The sequence below is a fragment of the Mycolicibacterium boenickei genome, assembly GCF_010731295.1.
In the GTDB taxonomy this organism is placed as follows: domain Bacteria; phylum Actinomycetota; class Actinomycetes; order Mycobacteriales; family Mycobacteriaceae; genus Mycobacterium; species Mycobacterium boenickei.
Map to the genome: position 1 here is coordinate 934,805 of NZ_AP022579.1, position 14,457 is coordinate 949,261.

Annotated in this window: 19 protein-coding genes, 1 tRNA gene and 1 pseudogene; 11 read left to right on the forward strand and 10 right to left on the reverse strand. The window is 66.3% G+C overall.

The annotated features are described in order from the left end of the window. Position 1 precedes the first annotated feature (1 nt). Positions 2-817 carry a crotonase/enoyl-CoA hydratase family protein gene (locus G6N57_RS04245; protein WP_077740633.1) on the forward strand — a complete coding sequence of 272 codons (816 nt, stop codon included), beginning with the start codon at positions 2-4 and terminating at the stop codon, positions 815-817. On the opposite strand, the gene G6N57_RS04250 is transcribed toward G6N57_RS04245, so the two are convergent. Together G6N57_RS04250 and G6N57_RS04255 are read right to left on the reverse strand one after the other, a co-directional pair. Then, positions 804-1,712: an NAD-dependent epimerase/dehydratase family protein gene (locus G6N57_RS04250; RefSeq protein ID WP_077740634.1), complete on the reverse strand. Its 909-nt coding sequence runs from the start codon at positions 1,710-1,712 to the stop codon at positions 804-806. The two genes, G6N57_RS04245 and G6N57_RS04250, sit on opposite strands and share 14 nt — an antisense overlap. After that, positions 1,713-2,135 (reverse strand): hypothetical protein, encoded by a 423-nt coding sequence (locus tag G6N57_RS04255; protein WP_077740635.1) that lies wholly within the window; start codon positions 2,133-2,135, stop codon positions 1,713-1,715. It abuts the gene before it with no gap. A 46-nt stretch (positions 2,136-2,181) separates the two neighbouring features. Between G6N57_RS04255 and pdxR the strand changes: the two genes are divergently transcribed. Further along, entirely contained in the window at positions 2,182-3,579 is a 1,398-nt protein-coding gene (gene pdxR, locus G6N57_RS04260) for a MocR-like pyridoxine biosynthesis transcription factor PdxR (protein ID WP_077740636.1), read from the forward strand. Between the two features lie 12 nt (positions 3,580-3,591). Here the strand turns inward: pdxR and G6N57_RS04265 are convergent, their stop codons facing one another. The 5 genes from G6N57_RS04265 to G6N57_RS04285 all read right to left on the reverse strand — a co-directional run bounded on the left by G6N57_RS04265 (position 3,592) and on the right by G6N57_RS04285 (position 7,195). After that, the gene (locus G6N57_RS04265; protein ID WP_162563942.1) at positions 3,592-3,741 is read right to left on the reverse strand and encodes a hypothetical protein; all 150 of its coding nucleotides are present in this window, start codon (positions 3,739-3,741) and stop codon (positions 3,592-3,594) included. Positions 3,742-3,801: 60 nt separating this feature from the next. Further along, positions 3,802-4,527, reverse strand: coding sequence for a cutinase family protein (locus tag G6N57_RS04270; protein ID WP_097926384.1), 726 nt, complete (start codon positions 4,525-4,527; stop codon positions 3,802-3,804). 142 nt (positions 4,528-4,669) lie between these two features. Next, complete coding sequence (locus tag G6N57_RS04275; RefSeq protein WP_077740637.1) at positions 4,670-5,581, reverse strand: acyl-ACP desaturase; 912 nt, start codon at positions 5,579-5,581, stop codon at positions 4,670-4,672. 137 nt (positions 5,582-5,718) lie between these two features. Next, a complete protein-coding gene (locus G6N57_RS04280; RefSeq protein ID WP_162563943.1) occupies positions 5,719-6,357 on the reverse strand; it encodes a FadR/GntR family transcriptional regulator in 639 nt (212 codons plus the stop codon). 154 nt (positions 6,358-6,511) lie between these two features. Further along, positions 6,512-7,195 carry a FadR/GntR family transcriptional regulator gene (locus G6N57_RS04285; RefSeq protein WP_077740639.1) on the reverse strand — a complete coding sequence of 228 codons (684 nt, stop codon included), beginning with the start codon at positions 7,193-7,195 and terminating at the stop codon, positions 6,512-6,514. 92 nt (positions 7,196-7,287) lie between these two features. On the opposite strand from G6N57_RS04285, the gene G6N57_RS04290 reads away from it, so the two are divergent. From G6N57_RS04290 to G6N57_RS04320, 7 genes are all read left to right on the forward strand, one after another. Next, positions 7,288-8,313 carry a bile salt hydrolase gene (locus tag G6N57_RS04290; RefSeq protein ID WP_077740640.1) on the forward strand — a complete coding sequence of 342 codons (1,026 nt, stop codon included), beginning with the start codon at positions 7,288-7,290 and terminating at the stop codon, positions 8,311-8,313. 75 nt (positions 8,314-8,388) lie between these two features. Further along, the gene (locus G6N57_RS04295; RefSeq protein WP_077740641.1) at positions 8,389-8,736 is read left to right on the forward strand and encodes a DUF2200 domain-containing protein; all 348 of its coding nucleotides are present in this window, start codon (positions 8,389-8,391) and stop codon (positions 8,734-8,736) included. Positions 8,737-9,126: 390 nt separating this feature from the next. Then, entirely contained in the window at positions 9,127-9,639 is a 513-nt protein-coding gene (locus G6N57_RS04300; RefSeq protein ID WP_077740643.1) for a UCP032817 domain-containing protein, read from the forward strand. Then, a complete protein-coding gene (locus tag G6N57_RS04305) occupies positions 9,636-10,268 on the forward strand; it encodes a hypothetical protein (RefSeq protein ID WP_077740644.1) in 633 nt (210 codons plus the stop codon). The genes G6N57_RS04300 and G6N57_RS04305 overlap by 4 nt, the downstream gene beginning before the upstream one ends. A 123-nt stretch (positions 10,269-10,391) precedes the next feature. Continuing rightward, positions 10,392-10,670 carry a hypothetical protein gene (locus tag G6N57_RS04310; protein WP_077740645.1) on the forward strand — a complete coding sequence of 93 codons (279 nt, stop codon included), beginning with the start codon at positions 10,392-10,394 and terminating at the stop codon, positions 10,668-10,670. Positions 10,671-10,999: 329 nt separating this feature from the next. Beyond that, a complete protein-coding gene (locus G6N57_RS04315; protein WP_077741922.1) occupies positions 11,000-11,554 on the forward strand; it encodes a hypothetical protein in 555 nt (184 codons plus the stop codon). Continuing rightward, positions 11,547-12,113 carry a hypothetical protein gene (locus G6N57_RS04320; RefSeq protein WP_077740646.1) on the forward strand — a complete coding sequence of 189 codons (567 nt, stop codon included), beginning with the start codon at positions 11,547-11,549 and terminating at the stop codon, positions 12,111-12,113. The genes G6N57_RS04315 and G6N57_RS04320 overlap by 8 nt, the downstream gene beginning before the upstream one ends. 105 nt (positions 12,114-12,218) lie before the next feature. Here G6N57_RS04320 and G6N57_RS04325 read toward each other — a convergent pair whose 3' ends face one another. Continuing rightward, positions 12,219-12,551 carry a hypothetical protein gene (locus tag G6N57_RS04325; protein ID WP_097926383.1) on the reverse strand — a complete coding sequence of 111 codons (333 nt, stop codon included), beginning with the start codon at positions 12,549-12,551 and terminating at the stop codon, positions 12,219-12,221. A 97-nt stretch (positions 12,552-12,648) separates the two neighbouring features. Between G6N57_RS04325 and G6N57_RS04330 the strand changes: the two are divergent. Beyond that, positions 12,649-12,774, forward strand: a pseudogene (locus tag G6N57_RS04330) (DUF2200 family protein); the annotation flags it as partial. A 7-nt stretch (positions 12,775-12,781) separates the two neighbouring features. Here G6N57_RS04330 and G6N57_RS04335 read toward each other — a convergent pair. Next, a tRNA-Ser gene (locus G6N57_RS04335) sits at positions 12,782-12,871 on the reverse strand. Positions 12,872-12,890: 19 nt separating this feature from the next. Beyond that, a complete protein-coding gene (locus G6N57_RS04340) occupies positions 12,891-13,403 on the reverse strand; it encodes a MarR family winged helix-turn-helix transcriptional regulator (protein ID WP_036443009.1) in 513 nt (170 codons plus the stop codon). 67 nt (positions 13,404-13,470) lie between these two features. On the opposite strand from G6N57_RS04340, the gene G6N57_RS04345 reads away from it, so the two are divergent. After that, entirely contained in the window at positions 13,471-14,448 is a 978-nt protein-coding gene (locus G6N57_RS04345; protein ID WP_077741923.1) for an NAD(P)H-quinone oxidoreductase, read from the forward strand. Positions 14,449-14,457 lie beyond the last annotated feature (9 nt).

The window sequence follows — 14,457 nt, forward strand, 5'->3', positions numbered from 1 at the left end:
CATGTCTGACACGTACGAGTCCGTTTCCGTCGAGATCAAGGACCACGTCGCCCAGGTGACGCTGCTGGGTCCCGGCAAGGGCAACGCGATGGGTCCGGCGTTCTGGGCCGAGATGCCCGACGTGTTCGGCTCGCTCGATGCCGACCCGGACGTCCGCGCGATCGTGCTGACCGGATCGGGCAAGAACTTCAGTTACGGCCTCGACCTGCCGGCGATGGGTGCGACGATGCCCGGCCTGGATGCCGGCGCGAAAGCTCGCGCCGACTTCCACACCACGCTGCGCAAGATGCAGGGCGCCATCACGGCCGTCGCCGACTGCCGCACCCCGACCATCGCCTCGATCCACGGCTGGTGCATCGGCGGCGGCGTCGACCTGATCAGTGCGGTCGACATCCGCTACGCCAGCACCGACGCCAAGTTCTCGGTGCGCGAGACCAAGCTGGCCATCGTCGCCGACGTAGGCAGCCTGGCCCGGCTGCCACTGATCCTGTCCGACGGACATCTGCGCGAGCTGGTGTTGACGGGCAAGGACATTGATGCCGCGCGCGCCGAGAAGATCGGTCTGGTCAACGACGTGTACGCCGATGCCGACGCCTCACTGGCGGCCGCGCACGCCACGGCCGCTGAGATCGCCGCCAACCCGCCGCTGACCGTCGCCGGGGTGAAGGACGTCCTCGACCAACAGCGCACCGCCAGGGTGGCCGAGAGCCTGCGCTACGTCGCCGCCTGGAACTCCGCCTTCCTGCCGTCGAAAGATCTGGCCGAGGCCGTCACCGCGATGTTCCAGAAGCGCCCGCCGCAGTTCACCGGGGAATAGGCGTCCAGCCGAGCTCGGCCTTGGCCTTCGCGTTCGACAGCGGAAGCCAGGCCGTGCCGAACGCGGTGGCCGGATACGGCGCGACCAATCCGACCAGCCGATGCGAAATCGGCCAGGGGCGCGGCCGGTTCAGGTTCGCGTTCAGTTCCCGGACGTAGTCGCCGAAAGACTGCGGACGATCGTCGACGATGTTGTAGATCTGCCCGCCGCGCCCCTTCTCCAGCGCGTCGGCCGTGGCCCGGGCGACATCGTCGATGTGTACCCACGACAGGATGCCCGTCCCGGTCAACGCCGGCATTGCCCACCACTTGGCCAGCCTGCGGAACAAGTCGTCGTGGGTGACGCCGCCGCCGTAGAAGACGCCGTACCGCAACACGATTCCCTCGGTGCCGCGGTGCTCACCGGAGCTCAGCACATCACGTTCCATCCCCCGCAGCGCGGCCAGCATCGGTTCGCCGCCACGGGGCGGTGGCCCGGGGTACGGGTCGGACTCGTCGATCAGTCGGGGGCCGGTCGAGCCGTAACCGTAGGCGAAGATCACCGACTCGGCGACGACGCGGCGCACCCCGGCCCGTTGGGCGGCGGCCACCAGGTTGCCCGCACCCCGGCTCCACAGTTCTCTGGCCGGCTCGAAATCCTTCATCCGCTTGGGCCCCAGCTTGGGCAACGTGGTCAGCAGGCTCACCACCGCCTCAGGCGCGAATTCAGCCATCGCAGAGTCGATCTGGCCCGCGTCGAGCACGTCGGCCACCACCGGCTTGGCGCCGGCGGCAGAGATCTGGGCCGTCTTGCCCGAGGAACGGGTCACCCCGATGACCTCGTGGCCGCGCGCATTGAGCTCACGCAGCAACGGGATTCCCGGGACACTCGTCGCACCGGCCACCAGGACACGCATCTAGGGTTCTCCTGTCTTGTCGTCGGACATGCTGGCACGCAAGGCGATTGCCAACAGCACCGTCGTCACCACCAGACCCACCGCTTCCAGCCAACCGACCCAGCTGCCTGAGGCGTGGTTCGTGTCGATCAGGTGGCTCACCGAATGCAGGGCCCAGTGCCCGGTGGCGAAGGCCAGCGCGGGTACCCGCCACCGCGGCCATTTGAGGGCCGCCAGCATCATCAGTCCGAGCGGCAGCTCGAACGACGCGTTGTCGAGAATGTAGTGATCGTTGCGCACACCGAACGCGCCGAGCGTGTCGAAGAACGTGCCGGGTGCCAGCAGCATGAACAGCCCGAGGCTCACCGAGTAGACACCGAACACGGCGAGGACCACTTCGGGGTAGCGCCGGGTTTGCGTCACCGGGCCCGCAGCGTTGGCCATGCCATCACGCTAACGCCGCAGTGGTCTCCGAGTAGGCTCCAATTTCATGGCAACTTCGGGTACCAGTTCGGCCCCGGAACTGCTGGTCGAACTCGACCGGGGCAGCAAGCAGCCCTTGCATCGTCAGCTCGCCGACGGACTCCGCGACGGCATCCGGTCCGGCCGCCTCACTCCCGGTACCCGCATGCCGTCGAGCCGCGTCTTGTCGGCCGACCTCGGGGTGTCGCGCCGGCTCGTGGTCGAGGCCTACGGTCAGCTCACCGCCGAGGGTTTCCTGCACAGCAACCAGGGCGGCTGCACCCGGGTGGCGGCCGTCGACGTCACGCCCGCGGACCGTGTCCGGTCCGACCGGGCCCGCCCGCGCTTCGACATCGACTTCGCACCGGGCTCACCCGACCTCACCAGTTTCCCGCGTCAGGCCTGGCTGCGGGCCATGCGGCAAGGCCTGGCCGAGATCGAGTCCAGCGCGCTCGGTTACGTGGCTCCGCACGGGCTGCCTGCCGCGCGCACCGCGGTGGCCGACTACCTGCAGCGCACCCGGGGCGTGGTCGCCGACCCACGGCTCGTGGTGTTGTGCTCGGGTGCAACGCAAGCCATCGCACTGCTGGCCCGATGCCTGGACGGCCCCATGGCGACAGAGGATCCCGGATTCTGGCTACACCGGATGGTGCTGCGGCACAACGGTATCGATCCACTGCCCATCCCGGTGGACGGCAGCGGCATCGACGTCGGCGCGCTGGCCGCCAGCGGGGCGACCACGGCGCTGACCACCCCGGCGCACCAATCGCCGACCGGGGTGGTGCTCTCGGCGGCCCGGCGCACCGAGCTGCTGGAATGGGCACAACCCGGACGGTTGATCATCGAGGACGACTACGACGCCGAGTACCGCTACGACCGGGCCCCGGTGGGCGCATTGCAGGGCGTCGCACCCGATCGGGTGATCTACCTCGGCTCCACCAGCAAGACCCTGGCGCCCGGACTGCGCATCGGCTGGATGGTGGTGCCCGGCCATCTGATCGAGCGGATCAGAACGGCCAAAAGCCTTGCCGACACCGGTAGTTCGGTGATGGATCAAATCGCGTTCAGCCAGTTCCTGACCTCCGGCGGCTACGACCGCCACCTCCGTCAGATGCGTCGCCGGTATCCGGCCCGACGGGAAGCCCTGCTGGCCGCGCTCGCGCGCCACCTGCCGCAGGCCGAGGTTCTCGGTGCGGCCGCGGGAGTACACCTGACCGTGCGGTTCCCGGCCGGCTTCCCCCTCGCGGAGCTCACCCGGCGCGCCGCAGAGTCACGTATCCGACTCGAACCCCTGGGGCCCTGTTACGCCGACACCGCGACCGCGCCACCCGGACTGATCCTGGGCTACGCCAACGTCACCGAATCCCAGATCGCCACCGGCGTGGAGCTGCTCGGTCAGATCGCACGCGAATTGGCTGCGGCCTGACGAAAAGCCTCGTCAGCCGGCTTCTTTGGCCGACTTCCGCTGCGCCAGCTGGTACTTCACAAGAGCGACCAGCGCCTTGGGATTGCGCGCGAACGCGCCTGCGGCCTGAAGGTACAGCTTGGCCTTCTGCCCAAACGTCAACGGCTGCTCTTGTTCGGTCACTGACCCTCCCCTGTCCGAGAAAACGTGCTCGAACAGTAGCGTGCGCCGGTGTGAGGGTTCCTACCGCCCGGCGGCCTGGTCGACGCTCTGGTCCGCCCGCTTGACGCCAAGCTTGCCCGCCACGTAATCCGCGGCCTGATCCGTCAACCCGTTGATCGCGTACAGATTGTGCGCATTGTTGTCACCGCCGGTGGGGGAACACACCGGATCCTCCGGGATGCACAGATCATCGGTCTTGGCGGCGTACCGGGAGCCGACCGTGATCGGCGGTGCGCCGGTGTAGATCATCTGCAGGAAGCCGCTCGACGGCTTACCGAACAACGCCACCGCGGCGACGTGATCAGCCACCTCCGCCGGAAGCGGGCCGCTGATGCTCGGCGGCAACACGAACCCCTGCGGCACCGTGTCCTCGGTCAGGTAGGCGGCCACCGCCGCACCCTGCGAGAAACCGCCCAGCACGATCTTGGTGTCGGGACAGGCCGCCACAGTGGCGCGGACTTTGTTGCTCGCATCGGCCACGCCGTCGGCCGCGGTCGCAAAGTCAAGCGACGCTGGGTAATTCACCGCGTAGACATCGACCGACTTGCCACCGGTCCTGGCCCGCAACGCATCGACGAACGCGTCGCCGACGCCGCCGACGCCAGGCGGTTCGAACGTGCCCCGGGCGAATACCACCTGCACATCAGCACAGGAGTCCGCGGAGGCCTGACCGGCGGCGGCTATACACCCGCCGGTCACGAATGCCGCCGACGCCACCGCGCCCAACCAACGACCAACCCGATTCATACCCGACCACCCACGCTCGTCCCGACCTACGCCAACGTTTCGTACCAACATCTCCTCGATACCCAAGATCAACGCGGGGCGAATCTCTCCGGGGGTGTGATATCCGACACGTTTCTCGGCACCGGTCGCGGTCGTCGAGTTGCTACGAGGCGGCTCCGACCCGCTCGCGCTTCTCCTCGTAGTAGCGGGCCCGCTCGTCGACCACGCCGAGGAACTGGGCAAGCTCCTCGCGAGCCTTCTCACCCTCCGGCCCGAAGTCGGTCCGATCGAAGATCCGCCAGAAGCGCAGCACCGGTTGCACCACGTCGTCGTGATGGACGCGCAGATCGTAGATGCCGGCCTTCGCGATGGTGATGGCGTTCTGCGCGAAGTCGGCCATTCCGAGCCCCGGCATGGCGAAGTTCACCACCTCGTCGCGGATGGCCTTCATCGAGTCGTCGGGCGCGATGTCCAGCGCGGCGGCCATCAGATTGCGATAGAAGACCATGTGCAGGTTCTCGTCCGCGGCGATCCGGGCCAGCAACTGGTCGGCGATCGGACAACCCGACGCCCGCCCGGTGTTGCGGTGAGACACCCGGGTGGCCAGCTCCTGGAACGACACATAGGCCATCGCCTGCAGCGGCGTCTTGTCACCGGAGTCGTACCCGGCGACCGTATGGGCCATGCGAAGACGTTCCAGCGCAACGGGATCCACTCCGCGCGTGACGACGAGGTAATCGCGCAACGCGATGCTGTGGCGGCCCTCTTCTGCCGTCCACTGCCCTACCCAGGTCCCCCAGGCGCCGTCGCGGGAGAACCGCGTGGCGATCTCACGGTGATAGGACGGCAGATTGTCCTCGGTCAGCAGGTTGACCGTCATGGCCACCTTGGCGACGTGGTTCAGGGGCGAATCCTCGGGCTGCCAGTCCTCCCCGTCCAGGAAGGCGAAGTCGCGCCCCCGGCTCCATGGGACGTAGTCGTGCGGGAACCATTCCCGCGCCATCGACAGATGCCGGTCGAGATTGCTCGCGACAACCGGTTCGAGTTCGTGGAGCACTCCGCTTTGGGCGTCCATTCAGATCCTCCCAACGTGTTGGCGACACAGCGACTTCAACGCGCCGTACGTAACCTACGGTAGCGTAGGTTACGGGACCGTAGGTTACTTCTGGGTGAAAGAAGTGGAATCAGCGAGGCCCCGCAGGTCGCCGCGACTCAGTGCGTGTCGAGCGCCCCGCCCGCGGCCTTGATCGCCGAACGCTGATCGCCGCGCTGGATCGCCCAGAACAACTGTTCGTGGGAATCGGAACGCGGATCGCCGGCACAGCCGTCCCCCGCGGCGAGGCCGACCGCCTTGTGCAGCGTGTCCTCGAAGCTCTGATACAGCGCTGCCAGCAGGCTGTTGTGCGTGGCCCGCGCCACGCAGACATGGAAGGCGACGTCGTGACGGGCGAAGGAGCCGGCATCCGCGGCGGCACTGGCGGCGCGGCGCGCGTCGAGATGACCACGTAAGGCCGAAAGATCTTCCGCCGTACGGTTACTCGCCGCTTCCCGGGCCGCGAGCATGTCGAGAGACCGGAAGACCACGCTCTTATCCCGATCGCGAGCCCTGGCAATCGCCTGACTCATCGCGACCGTGGTCTGGTCGTCAGCGATGACATAGGTCCCGTCCCCCTGACGGGTCTCGATGAGACCGAGATGAACCAGCGACCGCAACGCCTCACGAATCGAAGGCCGGCTGACGCCGAGAACTCCGCCCAATTCGGATTCTGACGGGATCTTGCTGCCGATAGGCCACGTCCCGCTGCAGATCTCATTACGCAAACGCTCTACGGCCGAGTCGACCAGCGACACCCGGGCTATCCGCTCCATTTCCCTCCTCACCCAAAATAGGTGGTGAGCATATCATCTGATGAATTTTTACCCTCTCACCAGGGTCTTCCTTCTAAGCATGCCGGTCATGATCGACGTATTAGAACGTGTTTCAACGTCGTTTTATTCACCGCAGTCAGCCGACAGATCCGCTTCCGTCGTGTTTGTGAGCCTCGAGCAAGCCGCGCGCGGCCGTTGCCGCAGCCTCGGCATCGGCCCGTTCGATCGCCAGCAGAATCCGCTCGTGCATCTCGCTGCTCGGGTCGTCCACGACCACCGGATAATTGAACCGCCGGATCGAGTCGCGCAGCACGCCTTCGAAACTCTGATAGAGACTGCACAGCAGGCTGTTTCCCGACACCCGGGCGATCCCGAGGTGGAACGCCACATCATGTTCGACGAAGGCATCGACATCGCCGTCCCGGACCGCTGCGCGACGCCCGTCCAAGGCGGCCCTCAACTCGGCCAGGTCGTCATCCGTACGGCGGCTCGCGGCTTGCGCCGCGGCAAGCGAATCCAGGGACTGGCGCACCGCGGTGACCTCGTCCAAATCGGCGGCCCGCATGACGTTCTGCAGCGCCACCTTGACCTCATCCTTGGCCACGACATAGGTGCCGTCGCCCTGCCGGGTCTCCAGCAGCCCGAGCTGAACGAGCGACCGCACTGCCTCACGCAGAGAAGGGCGGCTCACACCGAGCATCTCGATGAGCTTGACCTCGGTGGGTATCTTCATGCCGATCGGCCAGGTCCCGTTGTGGATGCGCTGGCGAAGCTGATCGACAACGGCGTCCACCACCGATGACCGAGCTATCTGCTTCATACAGTTTCCTTTTCAGTTTGGAAACACCATATCGTCATACGAATTTGGTCGCTCACCGAAATCACGTCCAGCGAACACCTAGGCTCGTTCCAATGTGCACGCGAGTCATCTGGCCCGAGGCCGGAGATGCGGTCCTGGTCGGCCGGAACATGGACTTCCACAAAGACCTGATGACCAACCTGTGGAAGCAACCCCGAGGCGTCGACCGTGACGACGCGGTGTCCGGCAAGCTCACCTGGACCTCGAAGTACGGCAGCGTCATCGCCTCCGCCTTCGACATCACCTCTGTGGACGGACTGAACGAGGCGGGCCTGGCGGGGCACATCCTGTGGCTGGCCGAATCGACCTACGGCGAACCCGATTCCTCGCGAACCCAGCTCGGTCAGGCCATCTGGCTGCAGTACTTCCTCGACAACTTCGCCACCGTCGCCGACGCCGTCGCCTGGATCGCCGAGACCGACGTGCAGGTGGTGCAGATGGACGATCCCACCGGCGGCGCCCGGCCCGGCCTGCACCTGGCCCTCGACGACGCAACCGGCGACTCGGCCATCATCGAGTACGTCGACGGCCACGCTCGGGTGTACCACTCGCGGGACTACCGGGTGATGACCAATTCACCGACCTTCGATCAGCAGCTGGAGCTGGTGAAGTCGTTCACCGGTCTCGGCGGCGCCCAGCCACTCCCGGGCTCCACCCTGGCCAGTGACCGCTTCGCCCGAGCCAGCTACTACGCCAGCCGGCTGCCCACGCCATCCAGTCAGGTCGAGGCCATCGCGGGCATGTTCTCGGTGATCCGCAACGCCGCGCAGCCCTTCCGCATCCCCGACCCAGGGAAACCCGATGCCTCGCAGACCATTTGGCAAGTGGTGCTCGACCTCACCAACAAGCGCTACGTCTACGAGTCCACCACCCGCCCCAACATCGTGTGGGTGGACCTGGCCGATCTCGACTTCTCCGAGGGCAGCCCGCAACTCAAGCTCGACCTGATCGGCGAGCTCGCGATACAGGGCGGCATCGCGGGCAACGTGGCCGACAAGTTCGCCGACAAGGGCCCCATGACCTTCCTCTCGTTGAAGATCATGGAAGCGCTGGAGGCGGCCGAGAAGCACGAGGCCTGACGCCGACGAGGATGCGCAACCGACACTCCGACAAGCGGTTACGGTAGGGGCGCCACCGCGCCGTAGCCTCGACGCATGGAGCACCGGATCTTCGGCACCGCCGTCGCCGCGGTGTACCCGCACTACCTGGCGAAGATGCAGCGCAAGGGCCGCACACAGGCCGAACTCGACGAGGCCATCTGCTGGCTGACCGGCTTCGATCAGACGACGCTGCGGGACCACCTCGATGACGAGACCACGTTTTCGGAGTTCTTCGCCGCCGCCTCGCTGAACCCGAACGCCTCGCTGATCACCGGCGTCGTATGCGGGGTGAAGGTCCAGGAGATCGAGGATCCGCTGATGCGGAAGATCCGCTACCTCGACAAGCTCGTCGACGAACTCGCACGCGGCAAGCCGATGAACAAGGTGCTGCGCACCGCGTAGCCCGGCGCGGACGGTACCGGCCCGGTGCAACACCGGAATTGGGATCGGTAGCGTCGCGGCGCGTGGTCCGCTTCGTCCCGTAACGACACAGACGACACGGGAGGACGAGATCATGTGGTGGATGATTCCGGTGGCGGTCATCGCGTTCGACATCGCGCTCTTCGCGATCTTCGCAACCGTCAAACGGCGGCGGCTTCGTGGGCTTGGGGCTGCCCGCCGCGGCAGGTTCGGGGCTGTTGCCGGCGCCGGCGGAGCCGCCATCTGGGCGACTGGCGCTGACTTCGGTCTCGGCGACGGACACCATGGGGGCCACTCGAGTTGCGGCGGTGGACACAGCGGCTGCGGTGGTGGAAGCAGCTGTGGCGGAGGTTGCGGGGGCGGTGGCTGCTGATGATCACGCTGCGGAAGGCCCGCGCCCGGCATACCGCCGGGCAGGTCATCGCCGATCTGGAGTTGCCGGAGGCGGTATTCAAGACCTGCCCCTGGCAACCGCGTGAACTCGTCGAAGTCGGCCTGCGGCAGTGGTTTCGATGCTGCGCGGTAGCACTACGCGACGGTCAGATCATCGGAATGCCCTCGCGCGCAGTCGATGAAGCCTGGCATGGCCTGATCCTGTGCACTGTGCGCTATGCGGCATTCTGTGACGCCGCCTACGGGGAGTTCCTGCACCACCATCCCGAGGGCGGTGCTCCGCCCGCCGCCCCAGCGGTCGGCGAATGCGTGGATGAACAGTTGCGCCGCACCGTCATCGCTTGGTCCATGGTCGCTGAGCCGGGTGAACGGTGCGTCCTGTGGGATCTGGACTCTCGCCTCGGGCTCGATGAGCCATGGGGCATCAGTGCGCACCGGGTCGCGGACATCGACGCGGCACTGGCCGCCGGCTGTGGAAGCATTCGGCCATGAACACGACGGAACCCGAGCCCGACGCGCCACGCCCGAACCACCGGGTCAAGTACGTCGCAGTCATCGCTGTGTCCGTCGTCGTGGCCGTCGCAGCGGTGATCATGGTCGTCGTCGACGTTCCCAGCCGGATCACCCGCGCACTGGGCGACGTCACGGACGAGGAGCTGTTTTCCTCACAGCGGCTGGACCAAGAATTTGACGTGGTACGCGCAGAGCTTGGCGACCTGCCGATGCGGCGAGTGGACGTCACGTCCAACTTGATCTCGGTCGAGGCCGTCGCCCACGACGGTCAGCTGCACCTGTATTGGGTGCGTGACGGCGAGGTGGAGGACATGGACTCGATTGCCGACCTGCACGCGGGCGAGACGGCGTTCACGGCTGCGGATCTGTCGGATCAGCGGATACGGGCGGCGGTATCCGATGTCCGCGCTCTCGGTAGGCCCGGCGAAATCCAACTCGTCTCCTACATTTTCCGCCCGAGGCATCCGTTGTCGGTGGCGGTGTGGATCCGGCACGACCCCGTCAGCTCGGTATTGCACTTCGACCCACGGGGCGGTTCCACCGTGGTGCACGAGGAGTCGATCGAGACCGACGAGCACACCTCGTCCTTCGGCGGATGTTGGTGTTGACCGGGCCGGAGCTCGGCTGGGTCACCCCGGGACAGCGTTGAACGGCAGGATAGAAGCCTGGTCAGCAACTACATAAAAGCGCTCGACATGCATCACTAGGTGCGCAGACTTAGACTGAACTGCATGTTCAGCAACCGACATCTCTTCCGGGACCCGCCCGTCGAGTTGACCTCCGCACAAGAGTCCTCGGCCAGGAACGCGGCCTGGCGAGCTGCGCGGGAAGCTCGGCGTTCGCTGCGCACCGCACGTGGGCAGTACCGGCGCTACCGTGCGGTCGCGGGCGCCGTCTACCTGGACTGGCCGCGATGGCACGGGGAGTACCTGAACGAGTATCACGGTGGCGGCGGGATCAACGAGGGTGGCCTCCAGGTCGGCACCAACGTTCCCGGCGACGCGATCTGACTGCCGTCCGAGCGCGCGACACTTAGCAGTTACGCGCTATTGTTGGTCAATATGCGTCCGACGACGATATTTGAGCCAAATCGCATCTTTACGGCAAATTCGCTTGCCGCCTTCGCAGCCATCGCCGTCGCGCTCGTCGCAGCCACCGCCCTGCCCGACGCACCGATGGCCGGTGCTGAGCCTATGACGGTGTGCCCGCCGAACCAGCCGTCTTATTGGAACGGGCAGCCGTGCTTCCCACAACCCTGTGTGCCGCCGTACGCGCCTGGGATTCCGCCGTGCTTCATGCCACCGCCGCAGATCGGGCCGAACGGACTGCCGGTGATCGGATGAGCCGCGTCGAGCTTTCCGGCGGGAGTCTTCTGACCTCGCGGATCGCCCAGGTCACCGGTCACGTGAGCTGGTGGGTATTCGTCGTCGGCCGGTTGATGTCGGAGTTGGGCTTGACGATGGGTGGCGGGATGCCGCGCCGCTACGCGGATTACAGCGCGGATTCCCTCTTCGGTTCCGGTCTGGGCCAAGCCGATTCCGGATGGACCGCCTACGAGCCACTGACCAACCAGCCACCGCCGGGTCTGAGCGATCCGTTCTACGCCGCGAACATCATCTCGACCGTCGCGGTGGCCGCCCTGGTGGTCACCGTTATCGCGGCGATGGTCGAAGCTGCCCTCGGGCGGCGGTGGCTGATAGGTGCGGGGACTGTGCTTGCTCCGGTAATCGGCGCGGCGATCATCCTCACCGCGCTCTACGAACGGGCGGGGTTCCTCGGCGGAGGCGATCTCGAACTTCCGCCGCTACTCGTGTTCCTCCTGGTATTGCTCGGAGTGGCGATCCGCGAGGTGTGGAGCCGGGTGCTGCAACCCCGGATAGTCCGACGTGGCTGAGGTGTCCGCGAAGCCGCACTGCCGTTCAGTCACCGCGTGGTTGCTCCGCGCCGTCGACGTCGTATTCGTCGCAGCGGCGGCCTACCTGTGCTGGACGCTGGTGTGGTGCGGCGGTCCGTTCGAGCGCATGGGCTGGATCTTCCCGGCGTTCTTCGTCGGACCCCCGCTGCTACTGGCCGGTGCGGTCTACTTCGGGGTCTGTGCTGCGCGCGGTCGGCGGGTGGCGACCCCTATCGCGGCGATCGCCGCGGTGCTCGCCCTGTCGATGTTCCTGATCGGAACCGGCGTGCTGCAGAAGGTGCGGTGGGCTCATGCGCGTCCCGAAGTGCTTGCGGTGGCGGATCATCCGCCGGGACGCGGCGAGACCCAGCACCGCTGGATCGGCAGCTACCCCGCTACCGTGCAGACGAACTCGACCGGCACCGTCCTGATCAAGTTCGAGCACAGTTGGGACGGGCTGCTCTACGTACCATCCGGGATGGAGGGACCTGATCGGGACGGCGATCCGCGGGTCGGCCCCGAGGTGATGCCGCGCTGGTGGTACTACGACACCGACTGATCCGGCACATCGCTCGTCCGCAGCGAAATCGCCTGTTCCCGAACACATCTGATGCTGGATATTGCAGTTCACAGACTCGATGAGTGCGGGGATCAAGTTTGTCGTCTACCGGTGAAGGGTGGAGTCGTCCTCGACCTCGTCGGGAGGCATTTCCTCGCGGTACCACTCGTGCTCCGGCGAGGGCCGGAATGCCAACCAGCCCACCGGGAGATCCGCCAACGCGCGCAGCGATGGGTCGGCGCCGACCACGCACCCCATGCACGCGAGCTTGATCTCCCGGACCGGGTCCGGAGTCTCACACACGAACTGCCATTCACCTTGGTGATCGTGGAACACGGTCAAGATCGGTAGGCCATCCTCGAGGACCTGACGGGTCGTGAAGGCCGCGATGTTGACCGGCGTAGCAAAGGGCCAGTCCGATTCATCCACACATGCCATAACGTAAATCGTAACTTCAGCAAACTCCAGGCGCGCATTAGCCAACGATCCGCCCCGCGGCCATCCGCATCCAGCTGAACCGCCGTCGTCTCGACGCGTCGTATGCGGGGTGAAGGTCCAGGAGATCGAGGATCCGCTGATGCGGAAGATCCGCTACCTCGACAAGCTCGTCGACGAACTCGCACGCGGCAAGCCGATGAACAAGGTGCTGCGCACCGCCTAGCCACTGATGGCGGTGGCGGAGGGATTTGAACCCCCGGACGGTGTTAGCCGTCTCTCGCTTTCAAGGCGAGTGCATTAGGCCGCTCTGCCACGCCACCGCCGACAAGAGTACGGGCTTTACACCCGACCGATGTGGGCGGGCGGCGCTCCGCTCTTCAGCGCGACACTGATCCGGCGGCAGTTCTCCCCCATCGCCGCGATCTGCGGACGCGAGAGCCTGCCGAGAAAGTGTGACCGGACACCCTGTCCGTACGTCACCATCGCCTCACGAACTGCGACCCGGCCCTCTTCGGTGATCGTGGCGACCACTCCGCGCCCATCGTCGGGACTGGCGCACCTGGTGACCAGGTTCTGCACTTCCAGCCGCCGGATCTGCCGGGTCACCCGGCTGGGCAGAGACATCAACCGCTCGGCCAGATCGCCCATCCGGGCAGACCCGGTCGACGACTTGTCCAAGATGTCGAGCAGGCGCACATCGTTGAGGGTCAGGTGATGTGCGTCCACCAGCGACCGGTTCAAGGTCGCATACATTCGCAACGCCGAGTCGAGGTAGTTCTGCCATGACCTCTGCTCGGCGATGTCCAGGCCCGGCATGTCACCCGCCGTGCGCCCCGCAATCATCCCCGCCATGGGCGCAATCGTAAGGGACGTCAGTATTGCTGCGCTTGGGAAACAGAAGGCTTGTAGCGTGGAAAAAATGCATGCAATTGTTGCGTCCACCAACGGCCATCTGACCTGGGAAAACGTCGCTGATGTCGAAGCAGCAAACGACGAAATCTTGATCCGGGTCCACGCCGCCGGCGTCAATCGCGCCGACCTGCTCCAAGCCGCGGGCAAGTATCCGCCCCCGCCAGGCGCCAGCGACACCATCGGATTGGAGGTTTCGGGGACCGTCGCAGCCGTCGGTGCGAATGTTACCGACTGGTCAGTTGGGCAACAGGTGTGCGCATTGCTCGCCGGGGGCGGCTACGCCGAGTACGTCGCCGTACCGGCCGAACAAGTGTTGCCATTGCCTGATGGCGTTGCTCTCCGGGACTCCGCAGGACTGCCCGAGGTGGCCTGCACGGTGTGGTCGAACCTCGTGATGACCGCCGGCTTGACGGCCGGTCAGATCGTGCTGCTGCACGGCGGCGCCAGCGGCATCGGCACCCACGGCACCCAGGTCGCCCACGCGCTCGGCGCCCGCGTCGCGGTCACGGCCGGCTCGGCCGAGAAGCTCGCGGTGTGCCGCGAATTGGGCGCCGACATCACCATCAACTACCGCGACGAGGACTTCGTGGAGCGGGTGCGGGCCGAAACCGGCGGTGCGGGCGTCGACGTGATCCTCGACATCATGGGAGCGGCCTACCTGGACCGCAATATCGACGCCCTGGCCGCCGGCGGACGGCTGGTGATCATCGGCATGCAGGGCGGCATCAAGGCCGAGCTGAACATCGCAAAACTGCTGGGAAAACGGGCCGGTGTCATCGCCACCTCGCTGCGTCCCCGGCCGGTGCACGGCCCCGGCGGCAAGGGCGAAGTGGTGCGGGCGGTGCTCGACAATGTCTGGCCGATGATCGCCGACGGACGGGTGCGTCCGATCATCGGCGCCGAACTGCCCATCCAGGAGGCCCAGCGGGCGCATGAGTTACTGGCTTCCGGCGAGGTGTCGGGAAAGATCGTGCTGACGGTCTAGCCCGCGCAC